Source organism: Halorubrum cibi, from assembly GCF_900182635.1.
Taxonomy (GTDB): Archaea; Halobacteriota; Halobacteria; order Halobacteriales; family Haloferacaceae; genus Halorubrum; species Halorubrum cibi.
On sequence record NZ_FXTD01000005.1, the window covers coordinates 113,581 to 136,187 of the forward strand.

The window sequence follows — 22,607 nt, forward strand, 5'->3', positions numbered from 1 at the left end:
TCATGCCCCGCGTTCCTTCCGACGACGAGAGCGTCGCGTCCGTCCGCGTGACGCTCGCCCGCAGCGGCGGCACCCGACGCCCCTGCGTCCGCCTCCCGGACGACGCCGACCTCGAGGGACGCGTCGAGTCGGGATCGTGTACGTCGCTTTCGCTCGCGGACGGGGACGTCGTCAGGGTCGTCATCGACCGCGAGGAGTACCACGCGCGGGTCATCGCGGACGCGACGGGCCGGTTGCTCCGCGGAGCGTACGACAACCGGCGGCTCGCGCGCGATCCCGGCGCGGGCGAGAACCGGATCGCCGAGTGGCTCGCCGCCAACGACCGCGAACCGGGCGAGAGCGTCGTCCTCGACGTCGTGGTTCCCGGCGAGCTGTACGGCCTCCGGATCCCCGGCGAACGCGCGGTCTACGACGCGAACCGCGGTCCCCGATCCTCGCTTTCGGACATCGCACGCGACCTCGACGGCTGAGTCGCGACCGCGACCGACCGAGCGCGGCCCCGATCGACGCGGGCCGGATCCCTTATTCTCTCGCGACCCCGACCCCCGTACATGAAGGAGGTCGACGCGGATCTGACGGCGCTCGACCGGGCGATCATCAATGCGTTCCAGGGTGGGTTCCCCGTGACCGCGCGCCCGTTCGAGCCCGCCGCGGCCGCGCTCCGTGAACGCGGGCTGGAGGTCACCGGCTCCGAGCTCTGCGAGCGCGTCCGGGAGCTCGACGAGTCGGGTGTGCTCTCGCGGTTCGGCGCGCTCGTCAATGCCGAGGAGATCGGCGGCGCGGCCTCGCTCGTCGCGATGCACGCGCCCGAGGAGCGCTACGAGGAGGTCGCGGAGACGGTCAACAACTTCACCGCGGTGGCGCACAACTACGAGCGCGAGCACCCGCACCTCAACATGTGGTTCGTCGTGAGCGTCGCCGACCACCCAGACCCCGACAAGGACGGGGGAGACCGGGTGGAGGAGGTGCTCGCGGAGATCGAGGCGGCCACCGGCCAGGAGACGTACAACCTCCCCAAACTCCGGGAGTTCCACGTCGGCGCGAGGTTCCTCGTCGACGGGCCGGTCTCGGACGGTGACGTGGACCTCTCGGATCTGGCCCCCAACGTCGAGCCGTCCGGCCGGTCGACGCTTTCGCCCGCGGAGCGCGACCTCGTCGTCGAGATCCAGGGCGGGCTGCCCGTCACGGAGACGCCGTACGCCGACGTGGCGGCGGCGATCGGCGCCGACGTCGACTGGGTGGTGGAGACGATAGAGCGGTTCCGATTGGAGGGGAAGGTTCGCCGGGTCGGCGTCATCCCCAACCACTACGCGCTCGGGTACACGGAGAACGGGATGACCGTCTGGGACGTTCCCGAGGAGGTCTTAGAGGAGGTCGGTCCCGCGGTCGCGAAACTGGACTTCGTCACCCACTGCTACCAGCGCCCACGGCACGCGGGCGTCTGGGAGTACAACTTCTTCGCGATGACGCACGGCCGGACCGAGACCGAGAGCGAGCGTCGGGTCGCGGAGGTGAGAGAGACGATGGCCGACCGCTGGGACGTCGGTCCCGACGACTGGGACACGCTGTTCTCGACCCGAATCTTGAAGAAGACCGGTATCCGGATCGAGGAGCGCGCCGACAGCAACACGGCCTGATCCGCCGTGGAGACGGCATTCACCCAATGATCCCGTTGTACCACGACCTGTCCGAGGAGACCGTCCTCGTCGTCGGCGGCGGCGCGGTCGGCCGGCGGAAGGCCCTGAACTTCGTCGAGGAGGCGCGCGTCGTCGTCGTCAGTCCGGCGTTCGACGACCGGCTGATCGAGGCCGCCACCGGGAACGACGGGAGCGGCGGCGACGACGCCCCGCCGTCGATCGAACTGGTCCGTGCCGCCCCGGACGCCGAATCGGTATCCGAGTGGATCGACCGAGTCGCGCCCGCGCTCGTGGTCGCTTCGACCGACGACCGGGCGGTGAACGCGGCCGCGGAGGCGACGGCGCTCGACTCCGGGCTCTTGGTCAACCGCACGGACGTCTCCGGCGGTCGCGATCCGGGGAGCGTCGTCGTCCCGGCGACGGTCGCGGACGACCCGGTCAGGGTGGCGGTCTCGACGGGCGGGCAGAGCCCCGCGCTCTCGAAGGCGCTCCGCGAGCGGATCAGTGCTGAGATCGAGGGTGCTGGCGCGATGGCCGAACTCACGGGAGAGCTGCGCGAGGAGCTCTCGACGGCCGGCGTCGCCCCCGAGATCCGTCGGGAGGCGATCCGTCAAGTCGTGCGATCCGAGGGGGTTTGGAAGGGTTTACAAAAGGGGAGATCCAAGGCTCGAACCGAGGCAAATAACGTGATCGAGGAGGTCGTCGACCGATGAACGAGCCGGGTGCCATCACGGGTGTGAGCGTCGCTCACGGGTCCGCGACGATCGACGAGATCGACGCCGCCGGCGGCGAGAGCGTCCGAGGAACCGTCTCGGATCTCCTCGCGCGCGACGGGGTCGAGGAGGCGTTCGCGATCCGGACGTGTAACCGTTCGGAGGCGTACGTCGTCACCGACCGGACCACGGAGGGACGGGACGCGCTGGAGTCGTTCGCGCCGTCGGTCCGCGGCGCGGCGGTTCGTCGACTCGACCACGAGGGGAGTCTGGAACACCTGATGCGAGTCGCCTCCGGGCTCGAGTCCCTCGTCCTCGGCGAGGACCAGATCATCGGCCAGATGCGGGAGGCGTACGAGGAGTCCCGGTCGGCCGGCGGGATCGGCCCGGTCTTAGAGGACGCGATCACGAAGGCGCTCCACGTCGGCGAGCGCGCCCGCACGGAGACGTCGATAAACGAGGGCGTCGTCTCGCTCGGTTCGGCGGCGGTCCGGCTCGCGGCGGGCGAGATCGACCTGAGCGACGGCACCGCGGTCGTCATCGGGGCCGGCGAGATGGGGACGCTCGCGGCGCGGACGCTCGACGCTACGGCAGTCTCGGAGATCGTCGTCGCGAACCGGACGGTCCCGAACGCGCGGTACGTCGCCGAGGAGGTCGACACCGACTCCTCGGTCGTCCACCTGAGCGACCTCCCCGCCGTGGTCCCCGACGCGGATCTGGTGATCGCGGCGACCGGCAGCCCGGAGCCGGTGCTCGACCAGACGACCTTCGCCGGCACGGATCGGGTCGTGTGTATCGACATCGCCCAGCCGCGCGACGTCGACCCCGAGGCCGGCGATCTGTCGGGCGTCTCGCTGTACGACATCGACGCGCTCGAGGACGTCACCCGCGAGACCCGTGAGCGGCGAGAGACGGAGGCCCGCGAGGTGGAGTCGATCATCGACGAGGAGCTCGACCGGATCCTCCGGTCGTACAAGCGCAAGCGCGCGGACGACGCCATCTCGGCGATGTACGCCGGCGCGGACCGGGTCAAGGCCCGCGAGCTCGACCGCGCGCTCACGAAGCTCGAGGCGCAGGGGGGGCTGACCGACGACCAGCGCGAGACCGTCGAGGCGATGGCGGACGCGCTCGTCGGCCAGCTGCTCGCGGCCCCGACCCGGTCGCTCCGGGACGCCGCCGGCGAGGACGACTGGGAGACGATCCGGACGGCGCTCGAGCTGTTCGACCCCGAGTTCGACGCGCTGCCGGAGACGCCCGGCGGCTCCGAGGACGACGTCGAGGCCCCCGCCGGCGCGCCGCTGGGCGCGGTCCCCGACTCGGCGACCGAGGAGCTCGACGACTGACGCTGGGTGCGTTTTCGACCGGAACCCACTTCTTACGGACGAGGTGGAGTCCCCGCTCTGGACGGCACGTACGCTGGACGTTCTCGGCTTCCACGTCGAGGCGGGTTTCGTACGCTGTGAGGATGAAACCGGACCGCGACTCGTTCACGTTGAACCCTTTCGAGAGGCGGAGTTGACCGTGCGTGTCTCCGAGAGGAGGAGTCGGCCGTGCTTACGATCCATTCCGCGCCCAAAGATGGGATACTCCCTCGATTTTACAGGTGGGCGGAAGACGGTTTAGCGGTCGAGACCCTCGAGATCCGGCCTGTCGTGAGTTCGCCAACTAGTGTGACATGACGAGCAGCTCTTGTCGGATTTCCGCAAGTCACTCTTCGGATTCTTTTCTCTGGCGACCGTCCAACCGGCACGAGCGCGACGCCGGTAGGTGTGGGCACGCTCGTCCGGGACGGTGCGAACCGAAAAGAAGGCCAGACGGCTGACCCTACTCGTCGGGTCCGCCGGCGACGTACTGGGTGACGTTTCCGAGGTTCATCGCCACTGCGAGAAGGATCGCGATCACGAGGACGATGAAGGCGGAGATCGCGTTCATCTTCGGCGCGGCGCCGTACTTGATCATCGAGAACATCGCTGTCGTCAGCACGTCCATCGTGCCCTTGGTGAAGAACGCACGGATGAAGTCCTCAAACGATCGGATCCACGCGAACAGGAAGCCCGCGCCGACCGCCGGGGCGATGATCGGCAGCGTCACATCCCGGAAGGTCTCCAGCGGACTCGCACCCAAGTCCCGCGCAGCCTCCTCCAACTGTTCGTCGAAGGTGTACAGCCGGGCGGAGACGATGAGAAGGACGAACGGGAACCCGTACACGGAGTGAGTCAACACGAGGGTCAGGAACCCAGGGACGAACAGGTCACCCACTACTGGGATCGCAGACAGCAGCGTCCGGAAGTAGATCAGGAGCGCGATACCCAGAACGACGCCGGGAACGATCATCGGTAGGATGCCGAAGGTCCGGAACGCGGACTTCAGCGGGAACTCCCGGCGTGCGAGGGCGAACGAGGCCAGCACGCCGAGCACCGTTGCGATACACGCCGCAACCGTCGCGACCTGGGCGCTATTAAACAGCGCCATCATCAGTCCGGGATCGGAGAACGTCGCGGCGTAGTGCTGGAGGGTGAACCCCTCGAACGGGAACAGGGTGCTCGCGTTCTGTGCAACCGAGAGGAATACCATCACTGCGAGCGGGATCCACAGGAACACGAGCAACAGCCCCGCAATTCCGTAGAGTCCCCGGCGCAGCCAGCGCTCGCGGGTCCGGTGGTCAAAGAACCGTTCGACGGTCGTCACGTCAGTCGTGTTTTCCGTGTTAGTCGCCATCTCAGACACCTCCCAGTTCGTCGACGTCGACGTAGCGGAAAGCCAGGGCGAACGCGACGACGATGGTCAAGACGATGAACATCGAGCCAGCGCTACCGTAGCCGATCGCGTACAGTGAGTTGATGCGCTCCTCGATCAGTTGGCCGATCATCAATACCTTCCCCTGTCCGAGGAAACGTGGCGTGATGAAGGCCCCGAGGGAGGGGACGAACACGAACAGGCTCCCGCTGATGATTCCCGGTAACGCGAGCGGGAGAATGACGTCTTTCAGTACTGCCGGACGCGACGCACCGAGATCACGGGCCGCCTCGACGAGTGAGAAGTCGATGCCGTCGAGGCTCGCGTATAGCGACAGTAGCATGTACGGGAAGTATGCGTGCGTCAGACCGACGATGATCGCCGGGACCCCGAAGTTGAACACGGCTAGAGGCTCGGATATCATCCCGAGTTTGAGCAGCGTCGCGTTGAGAACCCCGTTCGGACCGAACATCAACAGCCACGAGTAGGCCCGCACGAGGTACATCGTGAAGAACGGGAGGAGCACGAGGAAGATGACGATCTTGAACACCCGCCCGCCTTTCCGTGCGAGCAGATAGGCGAGGGGGAAGGCAAGCGAGAAACACATCACGGTTGTCACTATGGCGATCACATACGAGAGCAGCAGCGATTCCATGAACGCGGTGTTCCAGAACGAGCTCTCCCAGGGTAGACCGGGGCCGGTAAGTTGCCCGTAGTTGTCCAGCGACGGCTGCCAGACGATGTTGTACGCCTCGTTGATGTTCATGAAACTCACTGTCACCATGAACGTCAGCGGCGCCAACAGCAATAGGCCAAGCCAGATCGTCGAGGGTCCGGCGGTCAGAGCGAGCTTGCCTCTGGCCGTCCGGAGCAGCGATCTGTTGTTGGTGTCTGTGCTTGCGGCCATCTTACGCGGACTTGATCTCCTCCCACGCAGTGAGCCAGGCGTCTTCGTTCTCGACAGACTTGAACGGGATCATCGACTCCAGCTGTGAGGGATCGATCGCTCCGAACATCTCGTTTTGCTCGTCGCTCAGGTGCTCCTGGGTCTTGGGATTGACCGACGGGGAGTACCCGGTCTTCGCCAGGGACGCACCGTTCTGGGGCGAGATATACTCGTTGATGACCTTCCACGCGGCCTCTTTGTTGTCTGACGCCTTCGAGACGACCGCGGATTCGAACCACGCCAGCGATCCCTCCTTCGGTGCCGCCATCTTGGGCCAACTCTTGCCGTTCGACCACATCTCGACGATCTCGTTGCGACCGGACTGGCCGATGACGAAGTTCCCTTGATTGAACTGCTTAATGTAGGTCGGGTCGGCGGCGATGTACCCTTGAAGCATGTCCTTCTGGTCGATCATCGTGTTCTTCACTTCCTCGATCTGGTCTTCCGAGAGGCTGACCGACGATCCCTCGAATGCGTCGCGGTACCCGAGGTACAACGCGGCTCCCGACATGGCTTTGAAGTGGTTGTCGTACATGATGATGTTCCCCGAGTACTCGTCGTTGAACAGCATGTCGTAACTCTGCTCGTGGTCCTCGGAGATCTCCCGCGAGTCGTAGGAGTAGCCGTACCACCCGAAGCGGATCGGGACACCGTACGTGTTACCGCCGCTGGTGAACTGCGACTCCTGGAACCCCTTGAACACCTCGTAAATGTCCCCGCTATTGGTCATCACGTCCTCGTTGACCGGCGCGGCCAGGTCCGCGTCCATCATCTTCGGCACGTAGTTGTTGTTCGGGATCGCGATGTCGTACTGCTCGTTTTGACCCGAGTTCCACGAAGAGAACATCTTCGAGGAGGAGGTCGACTTCGTGATCTCCAGCGTGACTCCCACCTCGTCTTCGATCCTGGATTTGATGTCCGGGTCCGCGTATTCCTCCCACGTCAGGATATTGATCGTCTGTGAGCCACTGCCACCACCGAGACCACCGAGACAGCCTGCGGTCCCCGTGAGTCCCACCGCACCGGCACCCGCTATGTAGGTCCGCCGCGAGACCGTACTGTTACCGCTCGATGCCTGATCGCCGTCAGTCTAACTGTCAGACATATCAACTGCGTAGTTTTTACTACCCTTTTATAAAATTATGTATCATGACATTCGATCCTTCAGTCGGTAAGTTTATACTCGAATCTTGGAAACGCCGTGCCATGGCATCGCAAGGGAAGACCGCTACAAGTGATGAGACACTCGTGGAATTGGACGACGTCCGCAAGGAGTTCGGTGACCTCGTCGCGGTCGAGGGCATCGATTTCACCGTTCGACAGGGCGAGTTTTTCACGCTCGTCGGTCCCTCGGGCTGTGGCAAGACGACCACCCTCCGGATGATCAGCGGCTTCGAACATCCCACCGACGGGGAAGTCCGCATCGGCGGACAGTCAATGGCGTCAGTCCCGCCGGAGGCGCGAGACACCAACCTCGTTTTTCAGCATCTGTCGCTGTTCCCGCATTTGACTGTCGCCGAGAACACCGGCTACGGACTGAAAAAGAAAGGCCTTCCCGGAACCCACGACGACGACAGGTCGGAGGAGAAAATCCGCGAGGAGCGTATCTCGGAATACCTCGATCTCGTGGATCTCTCGGGATTCGAGGACCGCAACCCCACGGAGCTGTCCGGCGGGCAGCAACAGCGGGTCGCACTTGCGCGTGCGTTGGTCAACGAACCCGCCGTGTTGTTGCTTGACGAGCCGCTCTCCTCGCTCGACCGGAAGCTGCGGAAGCTAATGCAAGTCGAGCTCCGGAAGATACACGAGAAGACGCAGGGTGCCTTCTTCTATGTGACCCACGACCAGGAGGTCGCGATGACGCTCTCCGACCGTATCGCCGTGATGAATGAGGGTCACATCGAGCAGATAGGCAGTCCCGAAGAGATCTACCGCGAGCCCGCCACCCCCTTCGTCGCCAATTTCATCGGGGACACGAACCTCTTCGACGCTGAGATCCGCGAGCAGGATGGAGCCATGGTCGCCGAGGTCGGGGGCGAGGAAGGGTTCACCGTCCCAGCATCCGGATCGGCGAGGGAGACCACCGTCTCGATCCGCCCCGAGGACTTCGAGATCGGCGAGTCGGGAGCGATCAGCGGCACGGTCCGGGAACGATACTTCCAGGGCGATCAGACGAACTACGTCGTCGAACCTGACGCCGCCATTGACGAGATCCAAGCCGTGATTCAGGGGCGACAGACTGACATCTCCGTCGGCGATCGGACGGCTCTAGAGATCGTCGAAGGGGCGCCCGTAGTCTTCTGAACGACTGCGGGTCAGGAGCCCGGCTGAAGTCGTTGGCTTCCCCCGTACATCTCCGTGAATCGGTCGTTGTTCATGCGGATGGCGAACAGCGGTCGCTGCTGCCGGTAAAGACGAAACACGAAGGCGATCCAGCTACTGGCCTGAGCGTACCCTACGGACTCCCACCACTGTCGTCGTATACCGAAAGAAACCGCCGGATGTCGGATTCGGTATTGAACGCGTGAATCGAGAGGCGGATCGCATCTGGCTCGGAGATCGACCGTACCTGAACGTCGTGGTTTGCCAATCGTTCGACGGTTCGTTCTGGCGTGTCATCATCGACCGCGACCAATCCCGACTCGAACGTACGCGGTGACAAGAGCGCTGACGCCGGCAGTTCGTCCTTCAGAAGCGTGGTTAGCGACTCTATCCTGCTTTCGATGGTTTCCATGCCGATCGAGGAAACTCGATCAAGTGCCGTTCGAAGCCCGACGTACGGTGCGGCGGATCTCGTCCCCACCTCCAGACGGCGCGCGTCAGGATGGAGTGTAAACTCTTCCGAGTCTCTATCGACGCCACGATAGCTGCGGTGTCTGGGACGCAAGTCCGAGACGACGTCCTCGGAGGCGTACAGGAACCCGGCCCCCCACGGCCCGACCAGCCACTTGTGACTCGCTCCAGCGACGTAATCTGCCCCCCAGTCGGTCACGTCGACTGGAACCTGTCCGACGGACTGGACGGCGTCTACCAAGACTTCTGCTTCCGCATCGTGGGCAATTTCGGTGATCGTCTCGACCGGGAGTCGAGTCCCGTAGTTACGCGTGACGGAACTGAGGCACACGAGTCGCGCGTCCGCGACGGCGTCCTTCACATCGTCCAAGTCGACGTGTCCATCGGTCGTCTCTACGACCGTCGTGTTGATGCCGAAATCCCGTTCGAGAGCACTCCACGGGACGGCGAAGGAGGGATGTGCGAGGTCGGTTCGAACGACCGTGTCGCCATCGTTCCACTGGATGGCGTTCGCGACCCGACTGATGCCGTCGCCTGTACTCTGTGTCAGGGCGACCTCCTCAGGTCGGGCATTTAGGAAGGTGGCTACGTCCTTCCGTGTCTTCTCGAAGACTTCGTACACGGGCGAGTACATGCCTGGGCCGGTCGGTGATTCGTAGCCGTGATACTCGAGGAAGTCCTGCATCGACTCGACGACATCGACGCTGTTCGGGCTACTCGACCCGGTGTTTAGATACGTCACGTCGTTCACTGATGGAATCGTCGCTCTGAACTCGTTGAGATTCATCTATCTCCCTCGGTTTGGTTTGAGACGTCGATCGACGCCGAAACCACGTGCTCGCTCACGTCCCGTCCCGCGACCCGTTCGCCGATGAACTCCTCGATATATTCATCGGATCCGACCGATGCGAATTCCGTCAGGACGTGTGATGTGGTGTCGCACTCTCTGTCCGGGCGGGGCGATTCGTCCTGGCTCGAGAAGGACAACTGCCAGCTCATTTCAGGAGTTTCTAACACTATAGCTTGCTCGTATAACTGTTCCGCAGCCCGTGAGAGTCGCGTTAAGCTAGAGAATGTGCCGCTCGACTTCGGAGCGTCTATGACCGAGACCAAACGCCTCAGGGAACGTATCGCGTAGATCGACTCCGCTGTCGACACGTGGCTATTACTGAGATGCTTCTCGTCTGGGTACATGCCGAAACTACCGATCGTTCGATAAGAGACCCTCTGGGGCCCGTTTAGACGTTCATGATAACGTGGGTTGGTGTCTGTATCGGGAGAACTGGATCCGTCCACGAGTGTCTCATTGTTCGGTTTTGTTCCTCGAGTGGCACCCGTCTCGTCTGGTCTATACCACGTCTAAACTAGGCGGAGTCGCCGTACGTCGCGGGCCGACGGGAACGCTTTTTTCCCGGAGTCCGTACGGGCGCGTATGGAGCTACGGACCTTCGTCGACCGGCTGGACGACCGGCTTGACACCGGCGCGTACGCCGACGTCGACGCCAGCGCGAACGGCCTCCAGGTCGGCCCGGAGACGGGATCGGTCGATCGCGTCGCGTTCGCGGTCGACGCCGCGGCGGCGACGATCGAGGCGGCGGCCGACGCCGGGGCGGACGTCCTCGTCACCCACCACGGGATCTCGTGGGGCGGGATCGACCACGTGACCGGGAAGACGTACGAGCGGATCGCCGCGCTCGCGAAGAACGACCTCGCGTTGTACGTCTCACACCTCCCGCTGGACGGGCATCAGGAACTGGGGAACGCCGCCGGCGTCGCCGAGGCGATCGGGCTCGCGGAGCGGGAGCCGTTCGGGACGCTCGGGCCGGTCGCGATCGGGACGGTCGGCGAGACGGGCGAGCCGCTCCCGCCGGCGACGATCCGCGACCGGCTCGACGGGTTCGAGGGAGCCACGAACGGGACCCGCGTCCTCGAGTTCGGTCCGGACCGGATCGAGCGGGTCGCGGTCGTCACCGGTTCCGGGGCCGACTGGCTCGACGAGGCGGCCGCGGCCGGGGCGGACGCGCTCGTCACCGGCGAGGGGAAACAGCAGGTCTACCACGACGCGCGGGAGGCAGGGGTCACGGTCTTTCTCGCCGGGCACTACGCGACGGAGACGTTCGGGGTTCGCTCGCTCCAGTCACTCGCCGAGGAGTGGGGGCTGGAGACGACGTACGTGAGCCACCCGACGGGCCTCTAGCGAGGTCTAACGGGTTCCGGCGGGCCGCTGAGTAGTCCGACCCGATCGGACAAGCGGTTCTTTGTGTATTCGCTACGTTATAGCTCTCTCCCGCCGTCTCCGACGGTATGGCACGACAGAGACGACACCTCGCCGGACTCGGGATCGCGCTTCTCGTCCTCATGGCCGGCTGTTCGGGCGTATCGGGGACCTTGACCGACGGCGACGCGGGATCGCCGGAGGTGACGGAGACGAACGACCTCGAGCGGTCGATCGAGGTGGCTACGCAGGGCGAGGCGTCCGCGGAGCCCGACCGCGCGACCGTGCTGGTCGCGGTCGAGTCGAGCGCTGACGACGCGCGAACCGTCCGCGGAGACCTCGCGGAGAGCGACGACGCGCTCCGGAGCGCCCTCTACGACTGGGGGCTGAGCGAGGACGACGTCCGCACCGAGCGCTACGACATCCGGCAGACGCGCGAGACGCGCCCGGACGCGAACCGCAGCGAGTACGTCGGCGTCCACGTCTACGCCGTCAGCGTCGACGACGTGGACGCGGTCGGCGAGGTCATCGACGTCGCGGTCGACGCCGGCGCGGACGGCGTCCAGCAGGTCCGCTTCGGGCTCTCGGACGAGCGCGCGGACGAACTGCGCTCGGAGGCGCTCGGCGACGCGATGGACAACGCCCACGCCGAGGCCGACACGCTCGCCGCCAACGCCGACCTCGAAGTGACCGGCGTCTACACCGTCTCGACGACGAACGTCCGGACCAGCCCGTACGCGACCACGGCCCTCGCGGCCGAGGCCGGAGACGCCGGCGGCGCGCCTCGGACCGGGATCGAGGTCGGTGACGTCGACGTGACCGTCTCGGTCCGGGTCGTGTTCGGCGCGGAGCAGGCGTAGGGCGGACCGGTCGACTCCCCTCTTTTTGTAGCGATCCCTCGCCGGATCGCCGTGAGACGACGGAGCGAGCGGAGGGAGTGAGACGAGTGGCTGAGCCGTTCGCTGACGTGTCTCTCGGTACCGTGATACATACACTGTGGGCATAATTCATCGACTATTTATGCTTCAAAGGCATACCTGGAGTCGATGACACGATCGTTCACGCCCACGACGATCGAGGACCTCGATCCGGAGCGGCGCCCGTCGTTCGCGGCGGCGCTGGTTCCGGTCCTCGCGGTCGTGGCGTTTCTCGGCATCGGGTCGGCGGTGCTCGGGTTGGACCCGCACCCGCCGCTTCTGTGGAGCATCGTCTCCGTCGGCGCGTTCGGCCTCTGGCTCGGGTACGACTGGGACGAGCTGTTCGAAGGGGTCGCCAACGGACTCGTGATGGGACTCCAGGCGATCCTCATCCTCTTCGTCATCTACGGGCTGATCGCGACGTGGGTGAGCGCCGGCACGATCCCCGGACTGATGTACTACGGGTTGGCGACGCTCACGCCGGCGACGTTCCTCCCGGCGGCGGCCGTCCTCGCCGGGATCGTCGCGTTCGCCATCGGCTCGTCGTGGACCACCGTCGGAACCCTCGGCGTGGCGTTCGTCGGGATCGGTGCGGGTCTCGAAATCCCCTCCCCGATGACCGTCGGAGCGGTTCTCTCGGGGGCGTACGCCGGCGACAAGCAGTCGCCGCTCTCGGACACGACGAACCTCGCCGCCGGCGTCACCAACACCGATCTCTACGCGCACATCCGACGGATGCGCGACGGCACGGCGGCCGCCTTCGGACTCGCCGTCCTCGGGTTCGTCGTGCTCGGTCTCGGGGCGACCGGTGAGATCCCGGTCGACCGTATCGCGGAGATACAGGGCGCGCTCGGTGAGACGTACGCGATCTCCGTGCTGGCGTTCCTCCCGCTCGTCGTCACGTTCGGGCTGGCGCTCCGCGGGTACCCCGCGCTCCCGACGCTCGAGTACGCCCCGTACTACCTCTTCGCGTTCCTCTCGCCGCTCGCGCTGTTCGCCGTCGCGGCGACGGGGCGCTCGCTCGACGTCGCCGAGCGACCGACGCCGGCGGCCGCCGACTGAATCGGGTTCGAATCAGGGGTGGACGCGTTCGCCGTTCCCGCCCGAACGCAACCCTTACCGCCCGGCTGCCCGCAGTCGGGGTATGCGCGACCACTTCGAGATCCGGGACCACGACGCCGCCGGACGGATCGGCCGGCTCGAGGTCCCTCGCGCCGACGTCACGGTCGAGACGCCGGCGCTCCTGCCCGTCGTCAACCCCAACGTGCTCACGGTCGAGCCCGAACGGCTCCGGACTGAGTTCGGCGCGGAGATGCTGATCACGAACTCCTACATCATCCGGAGCACCGACCGGATCCGCGACCGCGTGCTCTCCGAGGGCCTCCACGACTTCCTCGACTTCGACGGCGCGATCATGACCGACTCGGGGTCGTTCCAGCTGGCCGAGTACGGCGACATCGACGTCACGACCGCCGAGATCCTCGAGTTCCAGCGCCGGATCGGCAGCGACGTGGCGACGCCCGTGGACGTGCCCACGCCGCCGGACGTCGACCGCGACCGCGCGGAGCGCGAACTCGAGACGACCGAGCGCGCGCTCGCCGACGCGGAGGCCGCCGAGACCGGGGAGATGCTCGTCAATGCGCCCGTCCAGGGGTCGAAGTACCCGGACCTCCGAGAGGCGGCCGGCCGGCACGCCGCCGGCACCGACCTCGACGTGTTTCCGGTCGGCGCGATGGTCCCCCTGATGAACGCCTACCGCTACGCCGACGTCGTCGAGGCGGTAATGGCCGCGAAACGCGGGCTCGACCCGGACTGCCCGGTCCACCTCTTCGGCGCGGGCCATCCGATGATGCTCGCGCTCGCGGTCGCCATGGGCTGTGACCTCTTCGACTCCGCCGCCTACGCGCTGATGGCTCGGGACGGCCGCTACCTCACCGTGTCGGGGACCGAACACCTCGAGGAGATGTCGTACTTCCCGTGTTCGTGTCCGGTGTGTGCCGATCACACTCCTGCGGACCTGCGCGAGGGCGACGACGACCGGGCCGAACGGCTGCTCGCCGAGCACAACCTCCACGTCACCTTCGAGGAGATCCGTCGGATCAAGGCCGCCATACGCGACGGGACTCTCTTGGAACTCGTCGACCGGCGCGCCCGCGGGCATCCGGCGATGCTCGATGGCTACCGCGCCCTCCTCGACCACGCCGACCAGTTGGAGGCGACCGATCCCGTCTCGAAGGACGCGTTCTTCTACACCTCCCACGAGGCCGCGCGCCGCCCCGAAGTCGGCCGCCATCACGATCGGCTCGCGTGGCTCGAGACGCCCGACGACCTGCTTCTCACGGAGTCGAAGCCGCCCTCGAGCCACGACCACGACGCCGTTTGGCGGGTCAAGCCGCCGTTCGGCCCCTTCCCGCGGGCGCTCTCGGAGACGTACCCGCTCACCGCCGAGGTCCCGGAGCGGGTCGACGCCGCGGCCCAGACCGCGGCCGCCGAGGGGGTTCGCCGGCTCGTCGAGGCCAACCCGGAGACCGCGATCACGCTCGGCCACGACGGGTGGGCGGAGACGGCGCTCGACCGAGTTCCCGACCGCGTCGCCGTCGACGACCTCCGGGACCTCGGCCGGTAGGCTCGCTCACTCGGAAGGATCGGACGGACCCGTCTCGACCGGGGGCGCCCGAGACGGCATCCGGCCCGTGAAGTCCCACGAGTGGAGCCGTTCGGGCTCGATCCGGACGTGTACCTCCTCGCGCTCCGGTCGCAGGAGCCGATCGCCGAGGTCGTTGTCGGTCCCGCCGAGGTACCGTTCCAGCAACGACCGGAGGAGCCGTTTGTCCCCGTCCGCGGTCGTCGTCGCTCGACCGCGTCCGCGGACGCCCATGTAAGGCGGGTCGTTCGTCGATATCTCGAAGGAGACGCGGTCGTCGGCCGCGAGGAAACCGACCACGTCGGCGTCCGCGCCGGTCGCGCAGTGGACCGCCCCGTCCCACCGGAACCACAGCGACACCATCCACGGATCGTCCGCGGGCGTCCGACAGCCGATACGGACCGGGATCGTCGCGTCCGCGAGGAACTCGTCGACGCGCGACCGGTCCCACGGGCCGGTGAGGTTCATGCGATCGATCCGGACGGAATCGGCCTAAAACCACCGTCCGGTTCACGGGGTCGACGCGGGGCGTTCGGCGGGAGATCGATCGAGCGCGGAAACGGTCAGGGATCGACCCGTGCGAGCCACGCGACCGGGTCGTCGATCTCCCGGTCCGTCGGGAGGTGCTCCGGACGTTCCCACACCGTGCTCGCGGCGGCGAGCCCGCGCTCGTCGGCGACGCGCTCGAAGAAGGCGGCTCCGCGCTCGTACTGCCGACGTTTGAGTCCGAGCCCGAGGAGCCGGCGCGCGAGACGCGTCACCGGCCCGCCGCCGCCCCGCCGCTCGTCGATCTTGCGGCGCAGGTCGGCGTACTCGTCGTCGAACGCGCGGTCCATCAACAGCTCCGCGTACCCCTCGACCGCGGTCATCGCGGTCTGTAGCTCGGCGAACGCGTCGGGGTCGAGCCCGCCCGCGCCGAGCCCGTCGATCCCGCGTTCGACGCGCGATTCCAGGTACTCCGACAGCCACGGGGCCGCGCCAAACTCCGCGGCGTGGGTCACCTCGTGGAAGGCGATCCACCGGCGGAACCGGGGGTACGCCACGTCGAGGGCGGCGGCGACCGCGACGACGTTCGGGTGAACGAAGTAGAGGCCGTGGTCGGCGTCGGGCTCGTCGGCGAGCAGCAGCGGGTCGTACTGGCCGAGCACGTTCCGCGCGAGAAACCCCAGCGCGAACGCCATCGAACCGGTGTTGACGACCCGCGAGAGGTCCGGCATCGCCGGGGTCGCCGCCGCCTCGATCGGCTCCATCACGTTCCGGAACGTCTCGAGATTCGCGTCGATCCAGTGGTGGCGGTTCTGGACCTCGATCGCGTCCGGGACCGCGAAGTCGACGCCGGCGACCTCCCGGAGCCGATCGCGTGCGTCCCGCACGTCCGTCGCGTAGCCCCGCCGGTCGGCGGGCGTCAGGTCCAGCGCTCCCGGCTCCGTGCTCGCCTTCGCCGCCTCCCCGGCTTTCGCCCAGTCGACGACGCCGGTCCCGGACGCCTCGGAGACCGCCCGGAGGCTTCGAAGGATGTCCATGCCGAGGGGACGCGTGCCGGCCTCAAGTCCCTTGTGTCGGGGGGCTCTCTCCGTCACTCCGTGAGTTCGTCGATCGCCGCGGCGTCCTCGAGGTCGCCGCCGAGCAGTCTCGCGGCCGCGAACGCGGCCGCTGCCACGACCCCGGCGACCGCCAGCGCGACCAGCACCGCCTTGGCCGAGGCCCACGACGGGCGTTCCGATCCGTCGTCTCCGTCTCCGGCGCCGGCGTCACCCGTTGCGTGGGCGTCGTCGGCGTCGGTTCCGCCGCCGAGGAGTCGGTTCCCGTCGATCCGGATCGCGCCGTCGGCGAGGTGGATCTCGAGGAGGGTGAAGGACTTGTTCGTCATGTCGATCCCTTCTCCCGCCGACGGCTTAACCGTGGCGTCGGTCCTCGCGGACCGCGAGCTTCTTTTTCCCCGATACGAACGGGGGCGTATGGACGAGCCTCGCCGCGCGTTCCTCGACGACCTGCTCGCGACCTCGAGCCCCTCCGGGTTCGAGACGGCGGCCCAACGCGTCTGGATCGACCACGTCTCGGCGTTCGCGGACGACGTCACGACCGACGCGTACGGCAACGCCGTCGCCGTCCACGAGGGCGACCCGGACGCGCCGACGGTCGCCGTGGCGGGTCACGCCGACGAGATCGGGTTCATCGTCCGCGACGTGCTCGAGGAGGGCTTCCTCCGGATCGCCCCGGTCGGCGGATCCGATCGAACCGTCTCGAAGGGCCAACACGTGACGGTCCACGCCGACGAGCCCGTCCAGGGCGTCGTCGGGCAGACCGCCATTCACCTCCGCGACCCCGACGCCGACGAGTACGAGTCGATCGAGGGGCAGTTCGTCGACGTGGGCGCGACCGACGCCGAGGAGGCCCGCGAACGCGTCTCGGTGGGCGACCCGGTCACGTTCTCGAGCGGGATCGAGGACCTCGTCGGCTCTCGAATCGCCGCCCGCGGGATCGACAACCGGGCCGGGATCTGGGTCGCCGCGGAGGCGCTGCGCCGGGCCGCCGCGGCCGACGTCGACGCCACCGTCCACGCGGTCTCGACCGTTCAAGAGGAGGTGGGGCTCCAAGGCGCGCGAATGGTCGGCCACGACCTCGAGGCGGTCGACGCGTTCGTCGCCGTCGACGTCACCCACGCGACCGACAACCCGGACGTCGACGCCGAGCGTCGCGGCCCCGTCGAACTCGGCGGCGGACCGGTCGTGGGACGCGGTAGCGCGAACCACCCGGTCCTCGTCGACCTCGCGCGCGACGCCGCGTCCGACGCCGGGATCGACGTCCAGTTCCAGGCGGCCGGGACGCGCACCGGCACGGACGCCGACGCGTTCTACACCGCCCGCGGCGGGGTCCCGTCGCTCACCGTCTCGATCCCGAACCGGTACATGCACACGCCGGTCGAGGTGGTCGACCTCGAGGACCTGGACCGCGTCGCGGACCTGCTCGCGGCGGTCGCCGACGCGGCCGAGGACGTCGACTCGTTCGCGGTCGATATCTGACGCGTTCGCGGTCGATCGCCGCGGACGATGGCGACCGTGACCGGCCGACCAGATCGCGACAGAACGACCGATCAGATCGCGACAAACCGAGACACGGCGCGGTCGAAACGGAACCGTTTTAGTGTGGAACGCCCTACCCGGAAACGCGACGGAACGCGGACGCACGCTCTGGTGGTGTAGTCCGGCCAATCATCTTGCCCTCTCACGGCAAGGACCAGGGTTCAAATCCCTGCCGGAGCATCCAACTCCGTCGCTTTCTCGCGATCTCACGACCTTGTCAGTGGCTACGAACCCACCAGTGGCGAACCGTTTCGCCCGATCGATCCGAACGGTCGCTGCCTGAGGGATCCGTCCGAGATGTTTAATGCGTATGCCACTTACGTTCGGATAGTTGATGTCTCGAACCTCCGTTTCTCGTCGGGACGCGCTTCGGCTGGTGTCGACCGCTACCGTGGGCGGTGCGTTGCTGTCCGCCGGAAGCGTGACTCCGGCTACCGCCCAGGAATCGAGCGATCTCGTTCGACGGCGAGCCCGAATGGGAGTACGCGATCGAGGACGACGTCCTGTCCCCACCGGCGGTCACGGACCACGGCGTCGTCGTGAAGACACAGCAACACCTTCGGCTCGTGTCGTTGACGGGCGGCGTCGAGCAGTGGGCCGTCGACCTCCGGGGAGAGGCGCATCACCCGCTGGCAGCCGGCAACGGGTTCGTCGCGGTCGTCGACGACGATCCGTTCGAACCCCTTCGCTGTAACGCGTACGACCTCGAAACCGGCGAACTCGAGTGGCGATATTCGCTGGAGGACGGCCGACGAACCGGCGGCGCGACGATCGCCGGCGGAACGGTGTACTTCGTGGCGACGACGGGGTCGCGAAGCGGGAGGGTCGTCGGCGTCGGCTTGGAGGACGGCCTCGAGCGGCTCTCCCTCGACGTCGACAACCCGGCGATCGGGTACGGACCCGTACCGGTTCCCGGCGGGCTGTTCGTTCCGGACGGCGCGTCCTCGCGGCTGGTCACCGCCGAGGCGTTCGACGGGGGATCGTCCGCGGAGTCGGACTCGACGGACTCGGACTCGACGGAGACGGGCACCGAGTCGGAGGACACGTCACCGGAAGACGCGGAGTCCACGGGGGGATCGACCGCCGGAGACGACGACGGCGGATCGACGACCGACGGAGACTCCTCGGCCGCGGACGGGTCGGAAGCGTCGCCCGACGACTCCGGGTGGGAGCTTCCGTCGCTGTCCGTGATCGAAAGCATCGTCGTGATCTCCACCTCGCTCGCGAGCGTCCTGTACGGTGCGGTCCGCGTGGCCGCGCGCTCCGCCGTGGACGAGTGACGACGACGGATCGATCGTCGGTGAACCGTCCGCATCCGAGCTTCAGTCGGTCGTGGTCGTCTCCTCGAGCACCGTCTCGTCGTCGTGTCGAACTTCGACCCGGTCGGGGACCGGAGCCGCCGTGAACGCGACCTCGACCTCGTAGGGGTGTGCCTCGCCGACGTCGTGACACGCGCCGCCCTCCCAGTCGGGATCGTCCTCGGTCGTCAGCCGGAGCAGGAGACGGGACTCGGTCAGGTCCGCCTCGACGAGGTCGACGCGGTAGCACTCGCGGGCGCCGGCGAGCAACTGTCCTCTGACCGTGAGACGCGACGGGTCGGCGTCGAGCGCGCGGACCAGGACGGCGGCGTCCCGATACTCCGGTTCGCCCGGATCGAACGCGCCGGTGTGTTCGCGCCGCAGGGTCACCGCGGCCCCGTCGACGTTCTCGGGGATCTCGCCCCACGGGGGCGTCGGACAGCCGGCGAGGGGGACGGTCGCCGCGACCGCGAGGAGGGCTCTGCGTCGCATGCGCGGACCACGACGGGAATCGGACAAGTGTCTTGTGTGGAGTCGCCGGAACCGAGACGCGTCTCAGTCGTCTCCGGAGCCGTCCACGTCGGTGCCGTCGTCCGATCGGAACTCGCCGTCGGGCTGGAAGGAGTCATCCGATCGGAACGTATCGTCAGGTCTGAACTCGTCGTCGGGCCGGAACTCGTCATCGGGCTGGAACGCGTCGTCACCGCCATCGGTTTCCACCGCGGAGGTCGAGGGGTTTCCGGAGGCCGGCGGTGCGTCCGATCTCGCCGGATCGCTTCCGGCGTCGGCCGGAGCGTCGTCGACCTCGACCGGCGAGTCCGCCCCGTCCGTCCCCGCGTCGACGTCGACCTCCCGGTCCTCGCGCGCCTCGAACTCCCCGGCCAGCATGCGGAGCTCGTCGGCACGCGAGGAGAGCGACTCCGCGCTCGTCGAGATCTGCGCGAGCGCCGCGGTCTGTTCTTCGGCCGCCGCCGAGACGTTCTGTGCCTCGCTCGCGGTCTCGACGCTCACCTCGGAGACCTCGTCGATCATCGAGACCGCCTCCTGGGTGGAGTCCGCCTGATCGTCGGTCGCGTCGTTGATCGACTGGATCCCGGCGTTGACGTCGGAGACGTCCTCCACGATCGTCTCCAGCGTGTCGACCGTCTCGTCGACCACGTCGCGGCCCTGTTCCACGTCCTCTTCCATCGCGAACATGTCGTCGGCCACGGAGTGAGTCGACTCCTCGACGCCCTCGATGAGGTCTTCGACCTCCGTCGTCGCCTCCGCGGTCTCCTCGGCGAGGTCCTTCACCTCGCGGGCGACTACCGCGAACCCCTCGCCGGCCTCGCCGGCTCGCGCGGCCTCGATCGAGGCGTTGAGCGCGAGGATGTTGGTCTGCTCGGCGATGTCGTCGATCAGCCCGACCACCTCGCCGATCCGCTCGACCTCGTCGCGAAGCGCCGTCATCTCCTCGACGGTGCTGCCCATCTCCGATTCGATCCGGTCCATGTGGTCGATCGCCTCGTTCGCCTTTTCGCGCCCCGACTCGCCGTTCTCCGCCGTCGTCGCCGACCGCTGTGCCAGCTCGTCGGTCGAGGAGGCGATCTCCTCGACGGTCGCCGAGAGGTCGTTGAGTTCGGCGGCCGCCGTCGAGAGGTGCTCCTCCTGGCGCTCGGTGCCGACGGATATCTCCTCGACGCTCTCGGCGACGTTGACGCTCGTCGATTCGACTTCCTCGGAGGAGGCGGTCACCTCCGAACTCTGCTCGCCGACCGTCTCCGCGGCGCCCTGAATGGCGACGACGAGCGCCTCCACCCGGTCGAGCATCTCGTTCAACGACTCCGCGATCTCCGTCATCGCCTCGCTCTCGCTTTCGGGATCGAGCCGTCGGGTGAGATCGCCCTCGGCGACCGCGTCGATCGTCTCGCCGTAGTCGTCCGCCTTCGTTTCGAGGTGCGTCGAGAGCGCCTCCGCCTCCTCGCGCGCGGTCGCGGCCTCCTCGGCGGCCTCCTCGGCGGTCGCGATCTGCTCGCGTAGCGTCAGCCGGATCCGGTCGATGAGTGCGGAGAGCTGACCGAACTCGTCGGTGCGCGATCGGTCGACGTCGACGTCGAGATCGCCCGACTCGATCGCCTCGGCGTACCCGCGAAGCTCGTCGACGGAACCGTTCACGTCCCGGGAGATCAGCAGTCCCACCGCCAGCAGTCCGAGGATCGCGATCCCGATCAGCAACAGGACGCTTTGGGTCACGTCGCCGACGGTCCCGTAGACCGCCTCCTCGGGCGCGGCGACGACGACCGCCCAAGGCTTGCCCTCGACGGGGACGGTGGCCGCGACGAGTCGGTCCGCGTCGACGACGGTCTGTTGTGAGTCGGACACCTCGTCGACGCGCGACTCGGTCACGTCCGAGCGCAGGTGCGAGAGTTCCTCGATGAGGAAGTACTCGTTCAGGATCGCCTCGTCGTCGCCGGCGAGTGCGACCCGACCCGTCCGCGTCGAGACGACCTCCATGCTCGAACCCTCGATCGGCGGCGTCAGCAGATCACCGCGCTGTGAGAGGTCCGCCGTGACCACGATCGCCTTGTCCGTGTCGGTGGTGACGGGACTGACGAACCCGAGTCGTTTCTCGCCTTCGACGGCGTACGGTTCGAACGAGCGAGCGGACTGGTGGCTTCCGAAGGCGCTGGCGTCGACCGCCCACGGTCGGTCGGAGATCGTGTGGATGGTCCCTTCCTTCATCGGCGAGGTGCTCACCAGGATCTCGTCGGTCGTGAGGTCGTAGTAGTGGACGTCGACGACGTACTCGGGGAGAGCCCGTTCGTTGCTACGGAGCTCCTGTCGGATGGTGTGTTCGTTCGACGTCCGGATCTGGCGCGTGTCGGAGATCCGCGCCGCGTGGCCCTCGCCCTCCTCGATGAAGCCCTCGATCCCCCGTGCCTCGCGCTCGGCCGAGGTGATCAAGGTGTTCTCCGCGTCCGCCTCGACGCTGGCCTGGACCTGGTCGAACGTCAGCGCGCCCGCACCGAGCAACACCGCCGAGACGACCAGTATCACGCCTGCGATCTTGAAGAAGTACCGGCCACGGAGCCGGTCGTAGAGGCGCCGAGCGACGCCTGCTTCGTCGTCAGTTGGCATTGTACCGCGGTTCTCACATGGGGTTATAAACGCACGCGATGAGCTATCAAATAAGATAATCAGACAGGAGAGGACGTCTCGAGGAGTCCGGAGGGGTCGCCGCCGCCTCCGTAACCACTATGCCCGCGCCCGGCGAACCGCCGATATGGACTGGCCACACGACCCCGACGGCGAACAGGGGAGCGAGGGCATGCGACAGTACGGTCACGCGGTGCTCGCCAAGAAGATCGACGAGGAGGAGGACTTCCCGCTCTCGGCGGCCGACTACGTCGAACAGTACGGCGATCACCCGATCCGGATCGACTACGAGACGGTCGTCTCCGTCGAGGAGATATTCGAGGGCGTCGAGAAGGAGGAGTTCGGGGACTTCGTCGAGTTCCACCAGGAACTCGGGCGCGCGATGCGCGAGAACGGCTACTGGTTCTACGAGGGTGCGGAGCGCTTCGTCGGCGGCTCGGCGTAGTCCCGCGCTTCGTCGGCGGTTCGGCGCTCCCGACGACGCCCACGA

The 22,607-nt window shown here is 67.0% G+C and carries 21 protein-coding genes, 1 tRNA gene and 2 pseudogenes; 13 read left to right on the top strand and 11 right to left on the bottom strand.

What is annotated here, in order from left to right; genetic code table 11:
- Positions 1-2 precede the first annotated feature (2 nt).
- The 4 genes from FN829_RS07995 to hemA all read left to right on the top strand — a co-directional run bounded on the left by FN829_RS07995 (position 3) and on the right by hemA (position 3,693).
- Positions 3-470: a DUF7112 family protein gene (locus FN829_RS07995; protein WP_142986458.1), complete on the top strand. Its 468-nt coding sequence runs from the start codon at positions 3-5 to the stop codon at positions 468-470.
- 81 nt (positions 471-551) lie between these two features.
- On the top strand, positions 552-1,637 hold the full coding sequence (ahbB, locus tag FN829_RS08000; protein WP_142986459.1) for a siroheme decarboxylase subunit beta: 1,086 nt from the start codon (positions 552-554) through the stop codon (positions 1,635-1,637).
- 26 nt (positions 1,638-1,663) lie between these two features.
- The gene (locus tag FN829_RS08005) at positions 1,664-2,350 is read left to right on the top strand and encodes a precorrin-2 dehydrogenase/sirohydrochlorin ferrochelatase family protein (protein WP_142986460.1); all 687 of its coding nucleotides are present in this window, start codon (positions 1,664-1,666) and stop codon (positions 2,348-2,350) included.
- Entirely contained in the window at positions 2,347-3,693 is a 1,347-nt protein-coding gene (hemA, locus tag FN829_RS08010) for a glutamyl-tRNA reductase (protein ID WP_142986461.1), read from the top strand. The genes FN829_RS08005 and hemA overlap by 4 nt, the downstream gene beginning before the upstream one ends.
- A 4-nt stretch (positions 3,694-3,697) precedes the next feature.
- Here the strand turns inward: hemA and FN829_RS16150 are convergent.
- The 4 genes and pseudogenes from FN829_RS16150 to FN829_RS08025 form a co-directional block, all read right to left on the bottom strand.
- Positions 3,698-3,874 (bottom strand): annotated as a pseudogene (locus FN829_RS16150) (RNA-guided endonuclease TnpB family protein); the annotation flags it as partial.
- A 300-nt stretch (positions 3,875-4,174) separates the two neighbouring features.
- On the bottom strand, positions 4,175-5,068 hold the full coding sequence (locus tag FN829_RS08015) for an ABC transporter permease (protein WP_094532761.1): 894 nt from the start codon (positions 5,066-5,068) through the stop codon (positions 4,175-4,177).
- 1 nt (position 5,069) lies between these two features.
- Positions 5,070-5,993, bottom strand: coding sequence for an ABC transporter permease (locus FN829_RS08020; protein ID WP_142986462.1), 924 nt, complete (start codon positions 5,991-5,993; stop codon positions 5,070-5,072).
- 1 nt (position 5,994) lies between these two features.
- Positions 5,995-7,050, bottom strand: coding sequence for an ABC transporter substrate-binding protein (locus tag FN829_RS08025; RefSeq protein ID WP_246066470.1), 1,056 nt, complete (start codon positions 7,048-7,050; stop codon positions 5,995-5,997).
- Between the two features lie 188 nt (positions 7,051-7,238).
- On the opposite strand from FN829_RS08025, the gene FN829_RS08030 reads away from it, so the two are divergent.
- Positions 7,239-8,336 (top strand): ABC transporter ATP-binding protein, encoded by a 1,098-nt coding sequence (locus tag FN829_RS08030; protein WP_142986586.1) that lies wholly within the window; start codon positions 7,239-7,241, stop codon positions 8,334-8,336.
- 151 nt (positions 8,337-8,487) lie between these two features.
- On the opposite strand, the gene FN829_RS08035 is transcribed toward FN829_RS08030, so the two are convergent.
- Positions 8,488-9,612, bottom strand: coding sequence for an aminotransferase class V-fold PLP-dependent enzyme (locus FN829_RS08035; protein ID WP_142986464.1), 1,125 nt, complete (start codon positions 9,610-9,612; stop codon positions 8,488-8,490).
- Positions 9,609-10,019: a hypothetical protein gene (locus FN829_RS08040; protein ID WP_142986465.1), complete on the bottom strand. Its 411-nt coding sequence runs from the start codon at positions 10,017-10,019 to the stop codon at positions 9,609-9,611. Before FN829_RS08040 ends, FN829_RS08035 begins: the two co-directional genes overlap by 4 nt.
- Positions 10,020-10,257: 238 nt before the next feature.
- Here FN829_RS08040 and FN829_RS08045 point away from each other — a divergent pair, with 238 nt between their 5' ends.
- From FN829_RS08045 to tgtA, 4 genes and pseudogenes are all read left to right on the top strand, one after another.
- The gene (locus FN829_RS08045) at positions 10,258-11,022 is read left to right on the top strand and encodes a Nif3-like dinuclear metal center hexameric protein (RefSeq protein WP_142986466.1); all 765 of its coding nucleotides are present in this window, start codon (positions 10,258-10,260) and stop codon (positions 11,020-11,022) included.
- 107 nt (positions 11,023-11,129) lie between these two features.
- Positions 11,130-11,900 (top strand): SIMPL domain-containing protein, encoded by a 771-nt coding sequence (locus tag FN829_RS08050; protein ID WP_142986467.1) that lies wholly within the window; start codon positions 11,130-11,132, stop codon positions 11,898-11,900.
- A gap of 186 nt (positions 11,901-12,086) precedes the next feature.
- Positions 12,087-12,902 (top strand): annotated as a pseudogene (locus FN829_RS08055) (Na+/H+ antiporter NhaC family protein); the annotation flags it as partial.
- A gap of 199 nt (positions 12,903-13,101) precedes the next feature.
- Positions 13,102-14,583, top strand: coding sequence for a tRNA guanosine(15) transglycosylase TgtA (gene tgtA / locus FN829_RS08060; protein WP_142986468.1), 1,482 nt, complete (start codon positions 13,102-13,104; stop codon positions 14,581-14,583).
- 6 nt (positions 14,584-14,589) lie between these two features.
- On the opposite strand, the gene FN829_RS08065 is transcribed toward tgtA, so the two are convergent.
- From FN829_RS08065 to FN829_RS08075, 3 genes are all read right to left on the bottom strand, one after another.
- Positions 14,590-15,069, bottom strand: coding sequence for a pyridoxamine 5'-phosphate oxidase family protein (locus tag FN829_RS08065; protein WP_142986469.1), 480 nt, complete (start codon positions 15,067-15,069; stop codon positions 14,590-14,592).
- 95 nt (positions 15,070-15,164) lie between these two features.
- Entirely contained in the window at positions 15,165-16,124 is a 960-nt protein-coding gene (locus FN829_RS08070; protein WP_142986470.1) for a zinc-dependent metalloprotease, read from the bottom strand.
- Between the two features lie 53 nt (positions 16,125-16,177).
- Positions 16,178-16,471: a hypothetical protein gene (locus FN829_RS08075; protein ID WP_142986471.1), complete on the bottom strand. Its 294-nt coding sequence runs from the start codon at positions 16,469-16,471 to the stop codon at positions 16,178-16,180.
- 88 nt (positions 16,472-16,559) lie between these two features.
- On the opposite strand from FN829_RS08075, the gene FN829_RS08080 reads away from it, so the two are divergent.
- The 3 genes from FN829_RS08080 to FN829_RS08090 all read left to right on the top strand — a co-directional run bounded on the left by FN829_RS08080 (position 16,560) and on the right by FN829_RS08090 (position 18,964).
- Positions 16,560-17,624, top strand: a complete 1,065-nt coding sequence (locus FN829_RS08080; protein ID WP_142986472.1) for a M20/M25/M40 family metallo-hydrolase — start codon at positions 16,560-16,562, stop codon at positions 17,622-17,624.
- 165 nt (positions 17,625-17,789) lie between these two features.
- Positions 17,790-17,864, top strand: a tRNA-Glu gene (locus FN829_RS08085).
- Positions 17,865-18,136: 272 nt separating this feature from the next.
- Positions 18,137-18,964 (top strand): outer membrane protein assembly factor BamB family protein, encoded by an 828-nt coding sequence (locus tag FN829_RS08090; protein ID WP_142986473.1) that lies wholly within the window; start codon positions 18,137-18,139, stop codon positions 18,962-18,964.
- Between the two features lie 42 nt (positions 18,965-19,006).
- On the opposite strand, the gene FN829_RS08095 is transcribed toward FN829_RS08090, so the two are convergent.
- Positions 19,007-19,474, bottom strand: a complete 468-nt coding sequence (locus tag FN829_RS08095; protein ID WP_142986474.1) for a hypothetical protein — start codon at positions 19,472-19,474, stop codon at positions 19,007-19,009.
- A gap of 63 nt (positions 19,475-19,537) precedes the next feature.
- Complete coding sequence (locus FN829_RS08100) at positions 19,538-22,099, bottom strand: methyl-accepting chemotaxis protein (protein ID WP_142986475.1); 2,562 nt, start codon at positions 22,097-22,099, stop codon at positions 19,538-19,540.
- A 145-nt stretch (positions 22,100-22,244) separates the two neighbouring features.
- Here FN829_RS08100 and FN829_RS08105 point away from each other — a divergent pair, with 145 nt between their 5' ends.
- Positions 22,245-22,562: a DUF5785 family protein gene (locus FN829_RS08105; RefSeq protein ID WP_142986476.1), complete on the top strand. Its 318-nt coding sequence runs from the start codon at positions 22,245-22,247 to the stop codon at positions 22,560-22,562.
- Positions 22,563-22,607 lie beyond the last annotated feature (45 nt).